The 17,812-nt window shown below is 68.3% G+C and carries 14 protein-coding genes and 4 tRNA genes; 11 read left to right on the top strand and 7 right to left on the bottom strand.

Features of this window, described 5'->3' with window-relative positions:
* The first annotated feature begins 14 nt into the window (after positions 1-14).
* The 7 genes from ACSQ3D_RS05845 (at position 15) to ACSQ3D_RS05815 (ending at position 7,609) form a co-directional block, all read left to right on the top strand.
* Positions 15-1,058, top strand: coding sequence for a YiiG family protein (locus ACSQ3D_RS05845; protein ID WP_056418643.1), 1,044 nt, complete (start codon positions 15-17; stop codon positions 1,056-1,058).
* A 109-nt stretch (positions 1,059-1,167) separates the two neighbouring features.
* A complete protein-coding gene (locus ACSQ3D_RS05840) occupies positions 1,168-2,079 on the top strand; it encodes an intradiol ring-cleavage dioxygenase (protein WP_056418646.1) in 912 nt (303 codons plus the stop codon).
* A 327-nt stretch (positions 2,080-2,406) separates the two neighbouring features.
* On the top strand, positions 2,407-2,700 hold the full coding sequence (locus ACSQ3D_RS05835; protein WP_056418648.1) for a hypothetical protein: 294 nt from the start codon (positions 2,407-2,409) through the stop codon (positions 2,698-2,700).
* 28 nt (positions 2,701-2,728) lie between these two features.
* Entirely contained in the window at positions 2,729-4,405 is a 1,677-nt protein-coding gene (locus tag ACSQ3D_RS05830; RefSeq protein WP_436126227.1) for an ATP-binding protein, read from the top strand.
* 1 nt (position 4,406) lies between these two features.
* Positions 4,407-5,114 carry a response regulator gene (locus ACSQ3D_RS05825; protein WP_056418654.1) on the top strand — a complete coding sequence of 236 codons (708 nt, stop codon included), beginning with the start codon at positions 4,407-4,409 and terminating at the stop codon, positions 5,112-5,114.
* A gap of 308 nt (positions 5,115-5,422) precedes the next feature.
* Positions 5,423-6,634: a DNA topoisomerase IB gene (locus ACSQ3D_RS05820; protein WP_056418657.1), complete on the top strand. Its 1,212-nt coding sequence runs from the start codon at positions 5,423-5,425 to the stop codon at positions 6,632-6,634.
* Positions 6,635-6,817: 183 nt separating this feature from the next.
* Positions 6,818-7,609, top strand: coding sequence for a Crp/Fnr family transcriptional regulator (locus ACSQ3D_RS05815; RefSeq protein WP_056418659.1), 792 nt, complete (start codon positions 6,818-6,820; stop codon positions 7,607-7,609).
* A gap of 104 nt (positions 7,610-7,713) precedes the next feature.
* Here ACSQ3D_RS05815 and fumC read toward each other — a convergent pair whose 3' ends face one another.
* Entirely contained in the window at positions 7,714-9,099 is a 1,386-nt protein-coding gene (fumC, locus tag ACSQ3D_RS05810) for a class II fumarate hydratase (RefSeq protein ID WP_056418662.1), read from the bottom strand.
* Between the two features lie 469 nt (positions 9,100-9,568).
* On the opposite strand from fumC, the gene ACSQ3D_RS05805 reads away from it, so the two are divergent.
* The 4 genes from ACSQ3D_RS05805 (at position 9,569) to murI (ending at position 15,335) form a co-directional block, all read left to right on the top strand.
* Positions 9,569-11,731, top strand: coding sequence for a putative bifunctional diguanylate cyclase/phosphodiesterase (locus ACSQ3D_RS05805; RefSeq protein WP_056418665.1), 2,163 nt, complete (start codon positions 9,569-9,571; stop codon positions 11,729-11,731).
* A gap of 175 nt (positions 11,732-11,906) precedes the next feature.
* The gene (locus ACSQ3D_RS05800; RefSeq protein WP_056419137.1) at positions 11,907-12,341 is read left to right on the top strand and encodes a hypothetical protein; all 435 of its coding nucleotides are present in this window, start codon (positions 11,907-11,909) and stop codon (positions 12,339-12,341) included.
* Between the two features lie 240 nt (positions 12,342-12,581).
* A complete protein-coding gene (locus ACSQ3D_RS05795) occupies positions 12,582-14,147 on the top strand; it encodes a fumarate hydratase (RefSeq protein ID WP_056418668.1) in 1,566 nt (521 codons plus the stop codon).
* A gap of 285 nt (positions 14,148-14,432) precedes the next feature.
* Positions 14,433-15,335, top strand: coding sequence for a glutamate racemase (gene murI, locus ACSQ3D_RS05790; RefSeq protein WP_056419140.1), 903 nt, complete (start codon positions 14,433-14,435; stop codon positions 15,333-15,335).
* 138 nt (positions 15,336-15,473) lie between these two features.
* On the opposite strand, the gene ACSQ3D_RS05785 is transcribed toward murI, so the two are convergent.
* The 6 genes from ACSQ3D_RS05785 to ACSQ3D_RS05760 form a co-directional block, all read right to left on the bottom strand.
* On the bottom strand, positions 15,474-16,004 hold the full coding sequence (locus ACSQ3D_RS05785; RefSeq protein ID WP_056418669.1) for a M48 metallopeptidase family protein: 531 nt from the start codon (positions 16,002-16,004) through the stop codon (positions 15,474-15,476).
* A 198-nt stretch (positions 16,005-16,202) separates the two neighbouring features.
* Positions 16,203-16,841 carry a DUF6806 family protein gene (locus tag ACSQ3D_RS05780; protein WP_056418672.1) on the bottom strand — a complete coding sequence of 213 codons (639 nt, stop codon included), beginning with the start codon at positions 16,839-16,841 and terminating at the stop codon, positions 16,203-16,205.
* A gap of 234 nt (positions 16,842-17,075) precedes the next feature.
* Positions 17,076-17,168, bottom strand: a tRNA-Leu gene (locus ACSQ3D_RS05775).
* A 150-nt stretch (positions 17,169-17,318) separates the two neighbouring features.
* Positions 17,319-17,394, bottom strand: a tRNA-Gly gene (locus ACSQ3D_RS05770).
* Positions 17,395-17,577: 183 nt separating this feature from the next.
* Positions 17,578-17,651 (bottom strand) — tRNA-Cys (locus ACSQ3D_RS05765).
* 58 nt (positions 17,652-17,709) lie between these two features.
* Positions 17,710-17,785 (bottom strand) — tRNA-Gly (locus ACSQ3D_RS05760).
* Positions 17,786-17,812: the final 27 nt, after the last annotated feature.

Raw genomic sequence — 17,812 nt, 5'->3', positions numbered from 1 at the left:
TTTCCTTGAATCCCATGCACACCAAGTTCTCTGCCCAGCGTTTCCTGGGTTTAGCTCCGCTTTTGCTGATCGCCTTGATGGGATGCGGCCCCAAGCCGGACGCGGCCACAGCCGACACCCCGGCGGCCCCTTCCGCCAACCCAGCCGCTGCCAATTCGGCCACAGCCAACACCGCCGCCGAGCCCGCCCCGCCCGCTGCGGCAGACAACCTCAACGCCAAGCTGCAGACCTACATCAACTGCTACAACCGGCTGGACGAGCGCGCCCACCGCGCCATCAGCCGGTATGCCAGCTGGGTCAAGAACATGCAGGCAGGCCCCACCGGCAACGAAATGGTGGTCTACGGGCTGTACTCCATCTCCAGCGACGACGTGACCGCCTGCGCGGCCCAGTTCACGCAGGCGGCCGCCCTGTCCCCGGCCCTGCCCGCACTCGACGCCGCTGGCAAGAACTACATGGCCTCGCTCTCGGCCATGGACAAGCTCGTGGCGGACGCCTACACCTACTACGACCGCGAAAACTACAAGGACGACAAGTTCGCCAAGGGCAAGGCCATCCACGGCCCCCTGGTGGCCAGCTTCGAAAGCTTCGACCAGGCCAGCACCGTGTTCTCGAAAGCGCTGGATGCCGAAAACGACAACCTGCTGGCCGCGCAGCTCGCGCAGATCGAAAAGACCCAGGGCCGCAAGCTGCCGTACTACCAGATGGCGTTGATGAACAAGGCCAAGGGCCTGGCCGATGTGCTGGGCGACGAGACCTTCGATGCCGCCGCTGCTGCGCCGCGCCTGCAAGCCTACGAGGCCATGGCCGATGAGGCCATGGCGTTCGCCAAGCCGATCAAGGACGAGGTGCCGCACGGCTGGTCGAGCTTCGAGCGCAGCGCCGAAGAGTTCCGCAAGGCGTCCAAGGAGCGCTTTCGGCGCGTGCGCGACAAGGTGCCCTACAACGACGGCGAGCGCATGATGCTCAAGCCCGGCAGCGGCTGGATGGTGGAAGGCAGCAGCGAAAAGCTGGTCAAGGCCTACAACGACCTCGTGAACGCCAGCAACGCGCTGTAGCAGTGGCACCCGGGCCCCGGGCACCTGCGCAGGCGGGCGGCCCGGCTCCCAGATTTCTCCGCAATCGGTGGGCACAGTGCAGGCCATACCCACTTGCAGGAGAACTACCATGGCCCGATTTTCTGCCGCCATTGCGCCCACCACCACTTCGTCATCGCCGGCCGCGACAGTCGCACCACCGAGTTCAACACCCGCCAGCCGCCGTTTCGCCCTGAACGCCCTGGGCTCGCTGGGCATGGCCACCTTGCTGGGCTGCGGCGGCGGGGGCAGCGACAGCGAGTCCACCGACACCGCCGGTAGCGGTAGCGGCACGGACACTGGCACGGGAACGACCACCGATACGGGCACCGGTACGACAGGAACGGGCACCACGACCACCTGCTCGGTCGTGCCCGAAGAGACCGCCGGCCCCTACCCGGCCGATGGCTCCAACGCCAGCAACAACACCTACAACGTGCTCGCGCTCAGCGGCATCGTGCGCTCGGACATCCGCTCCTCCATCGGCTCGTCCACGCAGGTCAGCGGCGTGCCGTTCACCATCACCATCACGCTGACCAACACCAACGCCAGCTGCGCCGCGCTGTCGGGCTACGCCATCTACCTATGGCACTGCACGCAGGACGGCAACTACTCGGTCTACAGCTCCAACAACATCGCCGACAACTACCTGCGCGGCGTGCAGGCCACCGATGCCAACGGCACGGTCACCTTCACCACCATCGTGCCGGGCTGCTATGCGGGCCGCATGCCGCACATGCACCTGGAGGTCTACCGCAGCCTGTCTGCGGCCAGCAATGCCAGCAACAAGATCAAGACCACGCAACTGGCCTTCCCCACCGCGCTGCTGAGCACCATCTACAACGCCAATTCGGGCTACAGCGCCAGCGTGCGCAACCTCGCGTCCATGTCGTTCGCCACCGACAACGTGTTCAGCGACGGCACCACGCTGGAGATGACCACCATGCAGGCCAACAGCGGTGGCGGGTACTCGGCCCATATCACGATCTCTGTGGCTGCATAGGCTCCCCCTGAGTCGCCTTCGGCCCCCCGGAGGGCGACGCGCCCGATCGCCCGGCAAAGCCGTTTCAGTCCCTGACCCCCCTGAGTCGCCTTCGGCGCCTTCCCCCGGAGGGGGACGCACCCGATGGCCCGGCGAAGCCGGTTCCATGGGTGCACGTGGCTGGGGCGCGCCGGTTTCGACCAGTGTGCGGAGTGTGCGGACCGTCGCTCCTCGCCAAGCGTCGCCAGCGCCGCTGCCGCCCACAACGGCTCACCAGTTCACCAATCCATGCGGGCCGCGACGGTCTCGCTTTTTTCTTTTCTTCAACCACCTCAAGGAATCTGCACCATGCTTCTTCGTTCTCTTCACCACTGCAGCCTCGCACGCGCAGCGCTCGTGGCCGTGCTCGCCGCAATGTCCGCGACACCGGTGCTCGCGCAACCCCAGGGCCGCCAGGGTCCGCCCGCGCCGCCGCCCGAGGCGTATGCCGCCTGCCAGGGCAAGGCCGAGGGCGCCAGCGTCACGCTGACCATGCCGGACGGCAAGTCGCTCGCGGGCACATGCCGCACAATGGACGGCACCCTGGTGGCCATGCCTGCGGGCGGGCCCGGCGGTGCAGGCGGCCCGCCGCCCGCACGCTGACCTCCTTTGAAGCCGTTTCGCTGTCCCGATGCCTTCACTCACCCTGCACCGCAAAGCCTTTCTGGCCCTGGCCGCCTTGCTGGTGGCCTTGCTGCTGATCTTTGCGGGGTTTTCGCGGCTGGGGCTGCAGCGCGGGCTGGGGCCGTATGTGGCCGAGATCGAACTCGCCCGCATGGACTGGCTGGCAGAGCGCCTGCAGGCACACTACCTGCAGGTGGGTGGCTGGGACACGCTGCGCAACCAGCCCGGCCTGTGGGGCCGGCTCAGCCACCCGGGCGGCGGCCAGCGCAGGGCGGGTGGTGGCGCGGCCGACGGCTTCGCCCCGCCCCCGTCCATGGGCAACGCGCCCTCCGGCACCACTTCGTCGGCCGAGAGTGCCAACCCATTTGCGGGCCCGTACGGCGGCCCTCCCCGCGCCGCCACCGGCGAGCGCAGCGGTGGCTGGCAGCCCCCACCCCAAGGCGCCGCGCCGCCGGACGGGCCACCGCCCGACCAGCGCGGCAACAGCATGGGAATGACGGGCCCGTCGGCCGACGGCCGCCCGCCCCTGCCGCCGCAGCGCCACCCCGACGACCTCTTTCCCCGCCTGGGCCTGCTGGATGCGCAGGACGGGCTGGTCGCGGGCACCGCACCACAGCCCGGCGGCGCACGCCTGGCCTTGCGGGGTGCCAACGGCGCCACCATCGGCCACCTGGTGCTGGCGCCACCCCAAGGCGTGCGCAGCGAAGCCGACCAGGCCTTTCTGGCGCAGCAACTGGGCTTTGTGGTCTGGACGGGCCTCGCGGGGCTGGTGCTGGCGCTGCTGCTCTCGGGCTGGCTGGCACGGCGGTGGCTGGCACCGGTCGATGCGCTGGCCAGCGGCGCACGCGAGATTGCACAGGGCCACCTGCACACCCGCGTGCCGGTGCACGGCCACGACGAAATGGCCCAACTGGCCCGCACCTTCAACACCATGGCCGAACAGCTCGGCAGCATCGAGGCCTCGCGCCGCCAGTGGCTGGGCGACGTGGCCCACGAGCTGCGCACGCCGCTGGCGGCCATGCGCGCAGAGATCGAGGCCGTGCAGGACGGCGTGCGCACCTTCGACGACAAGACCGCGCTGCGCCTGCACCGGCAGGTGATGCGCCTCATCCAGCTGGTGGGCGACCTGCGCGCCAGCCTGGACGCAGCGGGCACCAGCGCGCCGTCGGCCCAGGTGCCGGTGCACCCGCTCTCGCTGCTGTCCGAAGCCCTGGCCTCGATGCGCCCGCGCCTGGCGCAGGCCCGCATCGCCGTGGACACCATGGGCCTCGACGCGCTGGCCACGCAGTCGCCCGCGCCGCTGGTGCGGGGCGACGCGCAGCAACTGCACCAGGTGTTCCTGAACCTGCTGGAAAACAGCCTGCGCTACACCGATGCGGGGGGCCTGCTGCGCATCGCGGCATTCGAAGCCGAGGCCCCGGGCGGCGCACCGCTGCTGCGTATGCAACTGGACGACAGCGCGCCTGGCGTCGCCGCACACGAGCTGCCCCGCATCTTCGAGCGCCTGTACCGGGCCGACACCTCGCGCAACCGCGACCACGGCGGTTCAGGCCTGGGCCTGGCCATCTGCCGGGCCATCGTGCTGGCGCATGGCGGCACCCTGGCGGCCGAGGCGTCGCCCCTGGGCGGCCTGCGCATCACGCTGGACCTGCCCCTGCTGGACAACTCCCCATCCACCCCGTGACATGACCCACCGCATCCTCGTCGTCGAAGACGAACCCGACATCGCCGCCATCGTGGTCGACTACCTGCGCCACGCGGGCTACGCCGTCGAGCACCACGCCGACGGCCGCACGGCGCTGGCCAGCATGCTGGCGGCGCCGCCCGCGCTGACCCTGCTGGACATCATGCTGCCCGGCATGGATGGCCTGGAGGTGCTGCGCCAGGCCCGCCGCCACACACAGCACCCCATCATCATGCTGACCGCCCGCGTGGAAGAGGTGGACCGCCTCATCGGCCTGGAGCTGGGCGCCGACGACTACATCTGCAAGCCGTTCTCGCCGCGCGAGGTGGTGGCCCGCGCCAAGGCCGTGCTGCGCCGCGCCGCGGCCACGCCGCCGCCGCCGCCGGGCACCACCACCACCGTGGCGGCGCTGGTACTCGACGAGCTGCACTGGCAGGCCACGCTGCACGGCACGCCGCTGGGCCTCACGCGGCGGGAGTTTCGGCTTCTGCAGGTGCTGGCCCGCCACCGCGGGCGCATCTTCTCGCGCGCGCAGCTGCTGGACCAGGCGTACGACGACACGCTCGATGTGAACGAGCGCGCCATCGACAGCCACATCAAGAACCTGCGCAAGAAGCTCAAGGCCGCCAGCGCCGACGGCAGCGACTGGATCCGCTCGGTGTACGGGGTGGGCTTTGCGCTGGACCCGAGCGCGACTGCAGGTGAGTGACAGGGCGCGCAGCGGGACGCACAGGCCGCGGCATGCGGGCAGGAGCGCCCGCGCAGGGGCTGCTTGCGCAGACCCGCCCACACAGCACGCATCCCATCGACGCTGCCGCATCCCCGGTTGCTATCAATTAAATAGCTGGTAGCGCCCGTCCATCAAGCGGCAGGGCCATTTTTTACTCGGATGGATGGCGCCATCATCGAAGAGTCCGGCCGATGTCTCACTTTGCCGCACGCAGCGCACCTACACCGCCGCAGACCAGGCACGGGTCTGATCGGGCCACACATTGGTCCATCCTCCATACCGCCCCGATGCCCGCTACATCCTCTTCGACCCGCGCATCTGCGCCCCCCAAAACCACAACCCCCCGCCAGCCCAGGCTGCCCGGCGGCCTGGTGTACGTCACGCCCGACATGCCCGGTCTGTCGCGGGTGCCCAGCGGCGAAAAGGCGTTTCGCTACCGCCAGCCCGATGGGCAGTGGCTCAAGGATGCGGAAGAGATCGCCCGCATCCAGCGCCTGGCCATCCCGCCGGCGTACACCGACGTGTGGATTTGCCCGCGGCCCAACGGCCACCTGCAGGCCACCGGGCTCGACGCGCGCGGACGGCGCCAGTACCGCTACCACGCGCAGTGGCGCGCGCAGCGCGACGAGGGCAAGTTCGAGCACATGCAGGCCTTCGGGCGTGCCCTGCCGCGCATCCGCGCCCGTGTGGCACGCGACCTGGCCGCGCACCGCAGCGGCCAGCCGCTGTCGCGCACGCTGGTACTGGCCACACTGGTGCGCCTGCTGGACACCACCTATCTGCGCGTGGGCAACGAGGAATACGCCGCCACCAACAAATCGTACGGCCTGACCACGCTGCGCACGCGGCATGTGCAGGTCAAAGGCAGCCAGCTGACGCTGCGGTTTCGCGGCAAGAGCGGCGTGCAGCAGGAGGCCGAACTCAGCGACCCCCGTGTGGCCCGCGTGGTGCGGCACTGCCAGCAGTTGCCGGGGCAGGAGCTCTTCCAGTACGAAGATGAGGACGGCACCCCGCGCACCGTGGGCTCGGGCGACGTGAATGACTACCTGCGCGAGATCACGCACGGCGCGTCCGACACCGACGGCGATCACTTCACCGCGAAGGACTTTCGCACCTGGCACGGCACCACGCAGGCGCTGGAGCTGACGCGCCTGGCGTGCACACAGGCCGACGCCGCAGACCCCACCGACAAGAGCGTGCGCTACACCGCCAAGACCATCCTCGCCGAGGTGGCGCGCCAGCTGGGCAACACGCCCGCCGTGTGCAAGAAGTCGTACGTGCATCCCGCGGTGCTGGAGCTGGGCTCGCGCCTGGCATCCGACGCCGGGCCCGGCATGCAGGACGTGTGGGACCGCATCGGCGGCAGCGCGTCGCCACGCGGCCTGAGCGCGGCAGAGCGCCGCTTGCTGGCGTTCTTGCGCAAACCGCGCAAGACACCCAAGACGCCGAAAGCCTCCAAAGCCGGCAAGGTACAGGTGCGCGCACAAGCCAAGGCATAGGTGACACGCGGGAGGCAGGCACGCAGGCAATTTTCGTCAACAGGCCGCGGGGTGTCGCGCAGGTGCCGCGCGCCCCCTGATGCCGCAAGCCGGATCGCTAAACTGCGAAGCTGCGCTTTTCTCCACCGCCCTTCAGCCCGGCCCTGCGCACAGGCCGGCTCCGTTCATCTGCAGCCTGCCGCCATGTCCACAGACACGCTTTCCACGCCAGAGTCCGCGAATCTCCTGGCCGACCGCCACCAGCAACGCCCCTTCCTGAGCCTGCCCGAACGCGAAGCCATCAACCGCGGCCGCTGGTTCGCCGCGCTCACGCCATCGCTGCGGCACGACATCTTTCGGCTGGGCCGCGTCACACGCTACACCCACGGCCAGATGATCGTAGAGCAAGGTGACCTGGCGCAGGACTGGTTTGCGTGCGCGAGCGGCGCCATCCGGTTTCGGCGCACCACGCCGTCGGGCAAGCAGGTGACGCTGGCCTATGTGGAGCCCGGCATCTGGGTGGGCGAGGCCGAGGTGCTGCACCGCGGCCCCAACACCTACGACGCGCACGCCCATGGCCCCACCACGGTGCTGAGCGTGGCCGAGGGCGTCTTCCGCCAGTTGCTGCGCGAACATTCGGAGTTCGGCGAGGCGCTGCTCACGCTGCAGGCGCGCCGCATGCGCTACCTGTACTGGATGATGGAAGACATGGCCACCCTGCCCCTGCGCGCGCGGCTGGCCAAGCAGCTGCTGCACGTGCTGCGCCGCTTTGGCGAGCGCGCCGCCGTGCCCGGCCAGCGCGGCGCCATCGGGCTGTCGCTGGTGCAGGACGAGCTGGCGCAGCTGCTGGGCGGTTCACGCCAACGCATCAATGTGGAATTGAAGTGGATGGAGCGCGAAGGCATCATCGGCATCCACCAGCGCAGCATCGTGGTCTACCAGCAGGAGCAGCTCGAAGCACTGGCGCAGCAGGAAGCGTCGCAGCACGGTGACTGACGGTCACGGCACTGCACGAGCGCACGAATGGCGAGGACGGCGGATATCGCGCCAACAGTGTGCGGCCCCGATACCCTGGCTCTTTTCTCGACCCCGGCCTGCGATCAACGCCCGACCATGTGGCCCGGCACCACCCACTGGTCGAACTGCTCGCCCGTCACGTGGCCCGAGGCCACAGCCGCTTCGCGCAGGCTCGTGCCTTCCTTGTGCGCCTTCTTGGCAATATAGGCCGCCTTGTCGTAGCCGATGTGGGTGTTGAGAGCGGTCACCAGCATGAGCGAGCGGTCCACCAGCTCGGTGATGCGCTCGCGGTTGGGCTCGATGCCCACGGCGCACTGGTCGTTGAAGCTCACCATGCCGTCGGCCAGCAGGCGCACGCTCTGCAGGAAGTTGTGGGCCACCATGGGGCGGAAGACATTGAGCTCGAAGTTGCCCGAGGCACCGCCGAAGTTGATGGCCACGTCGTTGCCGAACACCTGGGCAGCCAGCATGGTCACCGCCTCGCTCTGCGTGGGGTTGACCTTGCCGGGCATGATGGACGAGCCGGGCTCGTTCTCGGGGATGCTCAGCTCGCCGATGCCGCTGCGCGGGCCGCTGGCCAGCCAGCGCACGTCGTTGGCGATCTTCATCATGCTGGCCGCCAGCGTCTTGAGCGCGCCGTGGGCGTGCACCAGGCCGTCCACCGAGGCCAGTGCCTCGAACTTGTTGGGTGCGGTGACGAAGGGAAGGCCCGTGAGGCGCGCCAACTCGGCTGCGGACTGCTCGGCATAGCCCTTGGGCGCGTTCAGGCCCGTGCCCACCGCGGTGCCGCCCAGGGCCAGTTCATACAGGTGGGGCAGCGCGGCGCGCACATGGCGCTCGCCATGGTCCAGTTGCGCCACGTAGCCCGAGAACTCCTGGCCCAGCGTGAGCGGGGTGGCATCCTGCAGATGGGTGCGGCCGATCTTGACGATGCCATCGAAGTCCTGCGCCTTCTTCGCCAGCGTGGCGCGCAGCTTGGCGATGGCGGGCAGCAGCTTGTGCGTGAGGGCCTCCACCGCGGCCACGTGCATGGCAGTCGGGAACACGTCGTTGCTCGACTGGCTGCGGTTCACGTCGTCGTTGGGGTGGACCAGGCGGCCTTCGCCGCGCTCGCCGCCCAGGATCTCGCTGGCGCGGTTGGCCAGCACCTCGTTGACATTCATGTTGGTCTGCGTGCCCGAGCCCGTCTGCCACACCACCAGCGGGAACTCGCCCGCGTGCTGGCCGGCGATGACCTCATCGGCCGCAGCCACGATGGCGTCGGTCTTCTTCGCATCCTGCAGGCCCAGGGCCTGGTTGACCACGGCCGAGGCACGCTTGACCTGGGCCAGCGCCTTGATGATCTCGCGCGGCTGCTGTTCGCCCGAGATGTCGAAGTTCTGCAGCGAGCGCTGCGTCTGCGCGCCCCAGAGCTTGTCGGCAGGGACCTCGATAGGGCCAAAGGTGTCGCGTTCGGTACGGGAGGTCATGGGCAGCGGTTCTCCAAGAAAAAAACAGAAAGCGGGCGGGCAGACGGCGGGGCCCCGGCGAGGCCGCGATGGGGACCGGGGGGAGGGCTTGCGTCTGACGCCCAAGAGCAGCCGGAACACCGGCGCGCCCGGCAGCATAATGCAAAAACGAACCATTCTCATTTGTTAGCCTGGATGGCCTGTGCACGAGCATGGCGCGGCCAGTGTGCGGCAAGCCCCGCCACAGCGGGCAGCCGACCGCGCCGCCACCACTGCTGGCGGGGGCATGGCCGGCGAACGGTCCCTTCAGCACCACCCAGCCCGCCAAGCCCCCACGCCAGCGCGCCTTGGCACCGGTCGATACACTTCGACGCGCGCGGACGTGCCCTGACCCCTGCATGGCGCTGCCGCTGCGTATCTGCCCTGGGCCCCTTGACGGCGCCGCGCGCCCGATGCACCCTGCCCACTCCATCACAGCTTTCTTCGCACCATGAACACGTTCATGCCCTCCAGCTACAACCTGTTCGTGGTGGCCGCCTCCTTTGCCATTGCCATGCTGGCGTCGTACGTGACGCTGGACCTGGCGCGCCGTGTGCGCACGGCACAGCGCCGCGTAGGGCTGGCCTGGTGGGCCGCAGGCTCCATCGTCATGGGCACGGGCATCTGGGCCATGCACTTCCTGGGCATGCAGGCGTTTCGGCTGCCCATCGAGATCGGCTTTGCCGGCGGCCCCACCCTGCTGTCGTGGCTGGCCGCCGTGGCCGCGTCGGCCATGGCCCTGCAGCTGGCCAGCCGCGAAACCTTTGGCCGTGTGCAACTGGCCATGGGTGCGCTGGTGATGGGCGCGGGCATCAGCGGCATGCACTACATCGGCATGGCGGCGATGGAGATGGCGCCGGGCATCGTGTGGGACCCGCTGCTGGTGGCGCTGTCGGTGCTGATCGCGGTGCTGGCATCGGCCACGGCCTTGCTGATCTTCAAGCTGCTGCGCCGCGTGCAGCCCGGGCAGCGCCTGGCGTACCAGGTGGCCGCATCGTTCGTGATGGCGGTGGCCATCTGCGGCATGCACTACACCGGCATGGCGGCGGCCAGCTTTGCCAAGGGTGCGGTGTGCCTGAGCGCGGGCCAGCTCGGCGGCCCGGGTCTTACGGCCATGGTGCTCATGGCCACGGGCATGCTGTTGGTGAGCACGCTGTTCACCTCCATCCTGGACGCGCGCCTGCAGGCCACGGCCGAGCGCCTGACGAAGTCGCTGACCGACAGCAACACCCGCCTGCAGGCCGCCAATGACGAGCTGCAAAAACGCGCTTTCGCCGATGCGCTGACCGGCCTGCCCAACCGGCTGCTGTTCGAGGACCGCTTGATCCACGCACTCCTTCGGCTGGACCGCACCAACCACCACCGCGTGGAAGACCGCCTGGCGGTGCTGTTCGTGGACCTGGACGGCTTCAAGCCCATCAACGACTCGTTCGGCCACGCGGCGGGCGACGTGATCCTGCGCAGCGCGGCGGAGCGGCTGCAGCGCCAGGCGCGCGAGTCCGATACCGTGGCCCGTGTGGGCGGCGACGAATTTTTGATCCTGCTCGAAGACGTGACCGACGTGGCCGCCTGCGTGACCATGGCCAACCGGGTGCTCGCGGCCCTGTCGGAGCCGTTCGAGGTCTCGGGCAAGAAGGTGCAGATCGCGTGCTCCATCGGCATCGTGGTGCATCCCGACCATGGCGAGCGCGGCAAGCTGGTCGCCAATGCCGACGCGGCCATGTATGCGGCCAAGCGCGCTGGCGGCGGCTGTTATGCGCTGTTCGAGCCCCACATGGGATCGGACGCGTCCGAACAGCTGGAGCTGCAGAACGACCTGCGCCAGGCCATCGACCGCGGCCAGCTGGCCCTGCACTACCAGCCCAAGATCGACGGCACGCGCGGCCAGATCAGCGGGGTGGAGGCCCTGCTGCGCTGGAACCACCCCAAACACGGCATGGTCAGCCCGCTGGTCTTCATCGCGCTGGCCGAACGCTTCGGGCTGATCGGGCGGCTGGGCAACTGGGTGATCAACGAAGCCTGCCGCCAGACCGCAGAGTGGGCCGACAGCGGCCTGCGCATGCGCGTGGCCATCAACCTGTCGGTGCACCAGCTGCGCGAGGCCGGGCTGGCCGAGCGCATCGAGCAGGCGCTGCTGCGCCACGGGCTCGATGCCTCGCAGCTGCTGTGCGAGATCACCGAATCGGTGGCCATGGAGGACATCAAGGCCACGCAGCGCACCTTCGAGGGGCTGGCGCGCATCGGCGTGTTCCTGTCCATCGACGACTTCGGCACCGGGTATTCGAGCCTGAACTACCTGCGCCAGTTGCCGGCGCAGCAGCTCAAGATCGACCGCAGCTTCGTGAACGACCTGGAAAGCAGCGAAGACGCCCGCGCCGTGGTGGCGGCGGTGGTGAGCCTGGCGCATGCCCTGGGCTTGCGCGTGGTGGCCGAGGGCGTAGAGACCAGCGGCCAGCGCGACATCCTGCTGGGCATGGGCTGCGATGAACTGCAGGGCTTCTTCTACGCCCGCCCCATGCCGGCCGACACCCTGCTGGCCTGGTCGCAAGGCGACAAGCCCGCCGGCGGTGCGGACTTCACGCCATCCGTCATCGGGTCGCTGCCGGACCTGTAGCCCGCCCTGCCCCGGGTCTGGCGGAGGCTCCGGCGAAGATGGACGACGCCCATGTCAGCGGCGCCTGACATGGCGCGGCGCGTGGGAGGCCGACGATGGACTGATGGCGGTTTTCCCGCCCCGCAGCGCGCCCTTCCCGGGCCCGCGGCGCATCACCCATCCATCGGAGCACACCATGGCCACCAGCAGCCTTCTCGGCATCGACAGCGACAACCTTCCGCCCGCGCACAGCGCGACCGGCATCGACAGCCTGGGGCCCAGCGATGCGTCCGATTCGGGCAGCGACAGCGCAGGCGCCTACAGCGCCGACTCCGACAGCGACACCGACCGATTCGGCACCGGTGAGCGCAGCAGCGTGAACCCCGACACCGAAGCCACGGCCCGCGACATCCTGCCCGACCATGTGGAATCCATGGCCACCGGCGGCCCCGGTGAAGACGACGCCGATGCCGATGACGGCATGGTCGGCGACGACGAGGGCCAGGACGTGGACACCGAGCGCGGCGGCCGCGAGGCCCAGGCCCCCTTGAGCGCGGACGACCTGCCCGGCGGCAACGACACCGATGACGCGGTCGAGGCCGACGAGGACGACGCCAACGGCACCGCCTGAAGCCCCGCCCGGCGCGGTGGCAAGGGCCACCGGCGACCACCGTGGGATCTCACCAAAGGCCGAACGCAGGCGGCGGCCTTTGGCATCGCGCAGGGCGCCTGCGGTGGGGTCTGTCAAAATACGGTCCGCCTGCCTTCGGCAGTGCGGTCTGCGGCCCAGCGCTGGTTGCCGGACGGCGCTTGCGGGGGGTGGGAGAGGGGTGCATCAGCGCCCTCCATAAAAGACTCCCCACGAACCGCCATGACCACCTCCATCCGCCAGGACGATCTCATCGAATCCGTAGCTGCCGCGCTGCAGTACATCAGCTACTACCATCCCACCGACTACATCGCCCACCTGGCCCGCGCCTACGAGCGCGAGCAAAGCCCCGCGGCCAAGGACGCGATCGCGCAGATCCTCACCAACAGCAAGATGAGCGCCACCGGCCAGCGCCCCATCTGCCAGGACACCGGCATCGTCAACGTGTTCCTGAAGGTGGGCATGGACGTGCGCTGGGAAGGCTTCACGGGCAGCCTGGACGACGCCATCAACGAAGGCGTGCGCCGCGGCTACAACCACCCCGACAACACCCTGCGCGCCAGCGTGGTGGCCGACCCGCAGTTCGACCGCAAGAACACCAAGGACAACACGCCCGCAGTGATCTTCACCGAGATCGTGCCCGGCAACACCGTGGACATCACCGTGGCGGCCAAGGGTGGCGGCTCGGAGAACAAGTCCAAGATGTACATGCTCAACCCCAGCGACAGCGTGGTGGACTGGGTGCTCAAGACCGTGCCCACCATGGGCGCCGGCTGGTGCCCGCCCGGCATGCTGGGCATCGGCATCGGCGGCACGGCGGAAAAGGCCGTGCTGATGGCCAAGGAAAGCCTGATGGACGACCTGGACATGTACGAGCTGCAAGCCAAGGCCGAAGCCGCCAAGACCGGCGGCCCCGCGCTCGACAAGGTCGAGGCGCTGCGCCTGGAGCTGTTCGAGAAAGTCAACGCGCTGGGCATTGGCGCCCAGGGCCTGGGCGGCCTGACCACCGTGCTGGACGTCAAGATCAAGATGTACCCCACGCATGCGGCCAGCAAGCCCATCGCGATGATCCCCAACTGCGCCGCCACGCGCCACGCGCACTTCGTGCTGGACGGCTCCGGCCCCGTGTACCTCACGCCCCCCAGCCTGGACCTGTGGCCCAACGTGAACTGGGCGCCCGACTACAACAAGAGCAAGAAGGTCAACCTCGACACGCTGACCAAGCAAGAAGTGGCCGGCTGGAAGCCCGGCGACACGCTGCTGCTCAGCGGCAAGATGCTCACCGGCCGCGACGCCGCGCACAAGCGCATCCAGGACATGCTGGCCAAGGGCGAGAAGCTGCCCGTGGACTTCACCAACCGCGTCATCTACTACGTGGGCCCAGTGGACCCGGTGAAGGACGAGGCCGTGGGCCCCGCCGGCCCCACCACCGCCACGCGCATGGACAAGTTCACCGACATGATGCTGGAGCAGACCGGGCTGATCGCCATGATCGGCAAGGCCGAGCGCGGCCCGGTCGCCATCGAGTCCATCAAGAACCACCAGAGCGCCTACCTCATGGCCGTGGGCGGCGCCGCCTACCTGGTCAGCAAGGCCATCAAGACCGCCAAGGTCGTGGGCTTCGAGGACCTGGGCATGGAAGCCATCTACGAGTTCGACGTGGTGGACATGCCCGTGACCGTGGCGGTGGACTCCGGCGGCACCAGCGCACACATCACCGGCCCGGCCGAGTGGCAAAAGCGCATCGCATCCGGCGAGTTCAAGGGCATCGGGGTCGCCGCCGCCTGACGCCTGACGCCTGACGCCTGGCGCGTGACGCTTGGCGCTTGGCGCTTGGCGTCGCTGTATTGCAGCGAGCCAGCACCTTGCGCAGCCCGCACGCAGCGCGCAGACCAAAAGACCGCCTTCGGGCGGTCTTTCTACTTGTGGCCGCTCCAGGCCGCCGTGCCGGCACGGGGTCGGTGCCAACCGTCTGCGCTGCCCCGTGGGCCCCGCCGGTCAATCCATGCTGCCGTGCTCGCCGGGCCTGTCTTTTCTACAATCGTGCGTTATGTCCCCCCTTTGCACCATGCCATGCCGCTGACCTCTTCTCCCATCGGTGTGTTCGACAGTGGCGTGGGCGGGCTGAGCGTGCTGCGCGCCCTGCGGGCTGCCCTGCCTCATGAAAGCTTCGTGTACCTGGCGGACAGCGCCAATGCCCCGTACGGCGAGCGCGGCGATGCCTACGTCAGCGCGCGCACGCACGCCATCACCCGGTACCTGCGCGATCAGCACCACATCAAGGCGCTGGTGGTGGCCTGCAACACCGCCACGGCGGCCGCCATCCATGAAGTGCGCAGCAGCTACCCCGACCTGCCCCTGGTGGGCCTGGAGCCGGCCATCAAGCCTGCGCTGGCTGTGACCCGGACCGGGCGCGTGGGCGTCATCGGCACCCGGGGCACGCTGACCAGCAGCAAGTTCGGCAAGCTGCTCGCGTCGCTGGACGGTCAGGCCCGGTTTGTCGTGCAGCCGTGCGACGGCCTGGCCCATGCCATCGAGCGGGGCGTGGACCTGCCCGACCCCGCCCCGGGCAGCGCAGTCGGTGCCACCGAGACCGGCGCCCTGTGCGAACGGTACATCCACGCGATGGGCGCGTTCGGCACCGCGCCGGGGCAGATCGACACCTTGGTGCTGGGCTGCACGCACTACATCTTCGTGGAGCACGAGTTGCGCACGCTGGTGGGGCCTGGCGTGCAGTTCATCGAAACCGGCGAACCCGTGGCACGGCAGACCCGGCGGCTGCTGGAGGCCGCGGGCCTGCTGCGTGCGCCGGTGCAGGCCTTGGCGGGTGCGGGGGCCTCCGGCACCGAAGACGACGCGCAGGACGCACCCGAAACACGCCTGCTGACCACCGGGCCCGTGGCCATGCTGCAGGCCGGCGCGCGCCGCTGGCTGGGTCTGCCTGCGGATTGCTGCGAGACGGTGTCGGTGCCCTGAGCCTGAGCGCCCGGCCAGGGTCCGCACAGCGACCGGACTCCAAGGCTTTTTCAGCACCTACCGCTCGATGGACGGACGCAAGCAGCTATTAAATTTATAGCAATACGCAGGGCGTCGCTTTGATGTGATACCCGTCGCTCACGCAGCAGGCTCCGCCGCGCCCCACAGCCGCTCCCCCGACTGCTCCACGTGCGTGAGGTACAGCCGCAGGTCGAACTCGTACTGGTGGTAGTTCGGCTCCATGTGCGCGCAAAGCTGGTAGAAGGCCTTGCCGTGGTCCTTCTCGCGCAGGTGGGCCAACTCGTGCACCACGATCATGCGCAGGAACTCGTCCGGCGCCTGCTTGAACATCGCCGCGATGCGGATCTCGTGCTTGGCCGCGAGCTTGTTGCCCTGCACGCGGGACACCGCCGTGTGCAGGCCCAGGGCGTGGCGCACCACGTGGATCTTGTTGTCGAACAGCACCTTGTTGATGGTGCCCGCGTTGCGCAGATAGCGCGCCTTGAGCTCCTGGGTGTAGTCGTACAGACCCTTGTCGCTGCGCACCGCATGGGGTCGCGGGTACTTGCCCAGCAGCACGGCGCCCAGCCGGCCCTGCACCAGCAGCGACCGTGCCTGCTCCTGCAGGGATTCGGGGTAGGCGCGCAGGTAGGGAAGGTCAGTGGTCATCGTAAAAAAACCTCGGGCTGTGCAGGGGCGATCAGGGGCCATCAAGTGCCATCAGGCGCCATCGCCAGAGCGGCCCGGGGACTTCGACGATTCATCGCCAGGCCGCTGCACGGCCCCACAAAGCACAATGGCGCTGCCTGTCGCAACGCCATCGTCGGGCGGCCCGCGCTGTCGTGCGACGGGTCAGCGCAGCTCAGCTCAGTGCAGATGCCGCGGACGGCGGCCACCGCCGCCGTGGCCGCTGCCGCCCGCGCCGCCACTGCCGGGGCCACGCGGTGGCTTGCCGATCTCCAGCGAATTCACGAGCGCATCGAAACGCTGGCTGAAGAGCTTGTCGATCTCGGCCACCACGCCGCCGAGCTCGGCGCCATCGAAATGGCGCTCCATCATGTTCACCACGTCCTGCACCAGCAGGTCCCGCTGCACCTGCATGATGGCGGCGGGCGTGGGGCCCACGAACAGCATCACGAAGTCGTCGCGCGACTCGGCGCCCTCGCCCTCTTCTTCCTCGTCGAAGTCGGCGTCGTAGAACGTGACCTCGATGGCCGCGCCCAGCTCGGCCAGCTCGTTGAGCGACATGCACATCTCGTCCAGCGACTGGCGAAAGTCCTCGTCACCGCGCACCGTCCAGCAGATCTGCAGCAGATGCTCCTGCGCGTCGAACTTGATGCCAGGCTCTTCCTCGTAAGCGCTGGCGGCACCATCGGCCAGCGAGCGGGCTCCGGCGTACTTCCACAGGGGCTTGAGCGCCTCCTGCAGCTGCTCGAAACTGGTATCGGCCCGCAACTGGACCTGCCCGTGGACATGGATTTCGAAGGGAGCGTTGTAACTTGACATGGGTTTAGCCTAGAAACGGCAGTGGGGTGCGCGAGCCGGTACGGCTGTCGGAATGCAGGCGAGGCACAGGCACCACGGCGCGGCGGACGGCGCCGCGCGAAGAGGCGCAACACCGCTGCAGGGCGCCATGTGCTTCACGGAGGAAGGCGATCGACACAGGCGAAATGGGCAGCCATGCGGCCTGTGGGAGGTGAGCAAGCAAGCGGTCCATTGCCATTTTCAGGTTCATCGTCGTGGTGCCCCGAGCCGGGGTCGAACCGGCACGCCCCTTTTCAGGAAAGCGGCGGATTTTAAGTCCGCAGTGTCTACCAATTTCACCATCGGGGCGCCGGTTGCCCAACGCACACCTGCGTTGCAGCGTAACCCGGGCGACGCATGCGCGCAATGCCCTGTTTCTTGGAGTTGCGGGTCTGTAGCAACATGCCAGGACCTGCACCGACCAAGAAAAAAGGGAAGCCGAAGCTTCCCTTTGGAATATGGAGCGGGAAAAGAGTCTCGAACTCTCGACCTCAACCTTGGCAAGGTTGCGCTCTACCAACTGAGCTATTCCCGCATTTGCTGTGATTCTTGACGCTTCCGTCAGTGCGAATCAGCAAGCCTCAAATTATATCGCCATTTTTCAGCACTGCAAATCTGCCTGCCAAAAAATTTTCCAATCTCTTTCTCCGACCAGCTCCTGCCTGAGGCAAGGGCCAGATCCGACCTGCACAGCGAACGCTGCAGAGCCCGGAATATCTGGAGGCGCGGTCCGGAGTCGAACCGGACTAACCGGATTTGCAATCCGGGGCATAACCGCTTTGCTACCGCGCCAGGAATTCACATTCCTCTGACAAAAAAGGGAAGCAGATGCTTCCCTTTTTGTGGAAATTGGAGCGGGAAAAGAGTCTCGAACTCTCGACCTCAACCTTGGCAAGGTTGCGCTCTACCAACTGAGCTATTCCCGCATTTACCGAAGCCTAACATTCTACAAC

This window comes from Acidovorax sp. LjRoot117, assembly GCF_964252695.1.
Classification (GTDB): Bacteria; Pseudomonadota; Gammaproteobacteria; order Burkholderiales; family Burkholderiaceae_C; genus Acidovorax.
The sequence above is the reverse complement of the archived record's forward strand: the minus strand, read 5'-3'. Positions and strand labels throughout refer to the sequence as shown.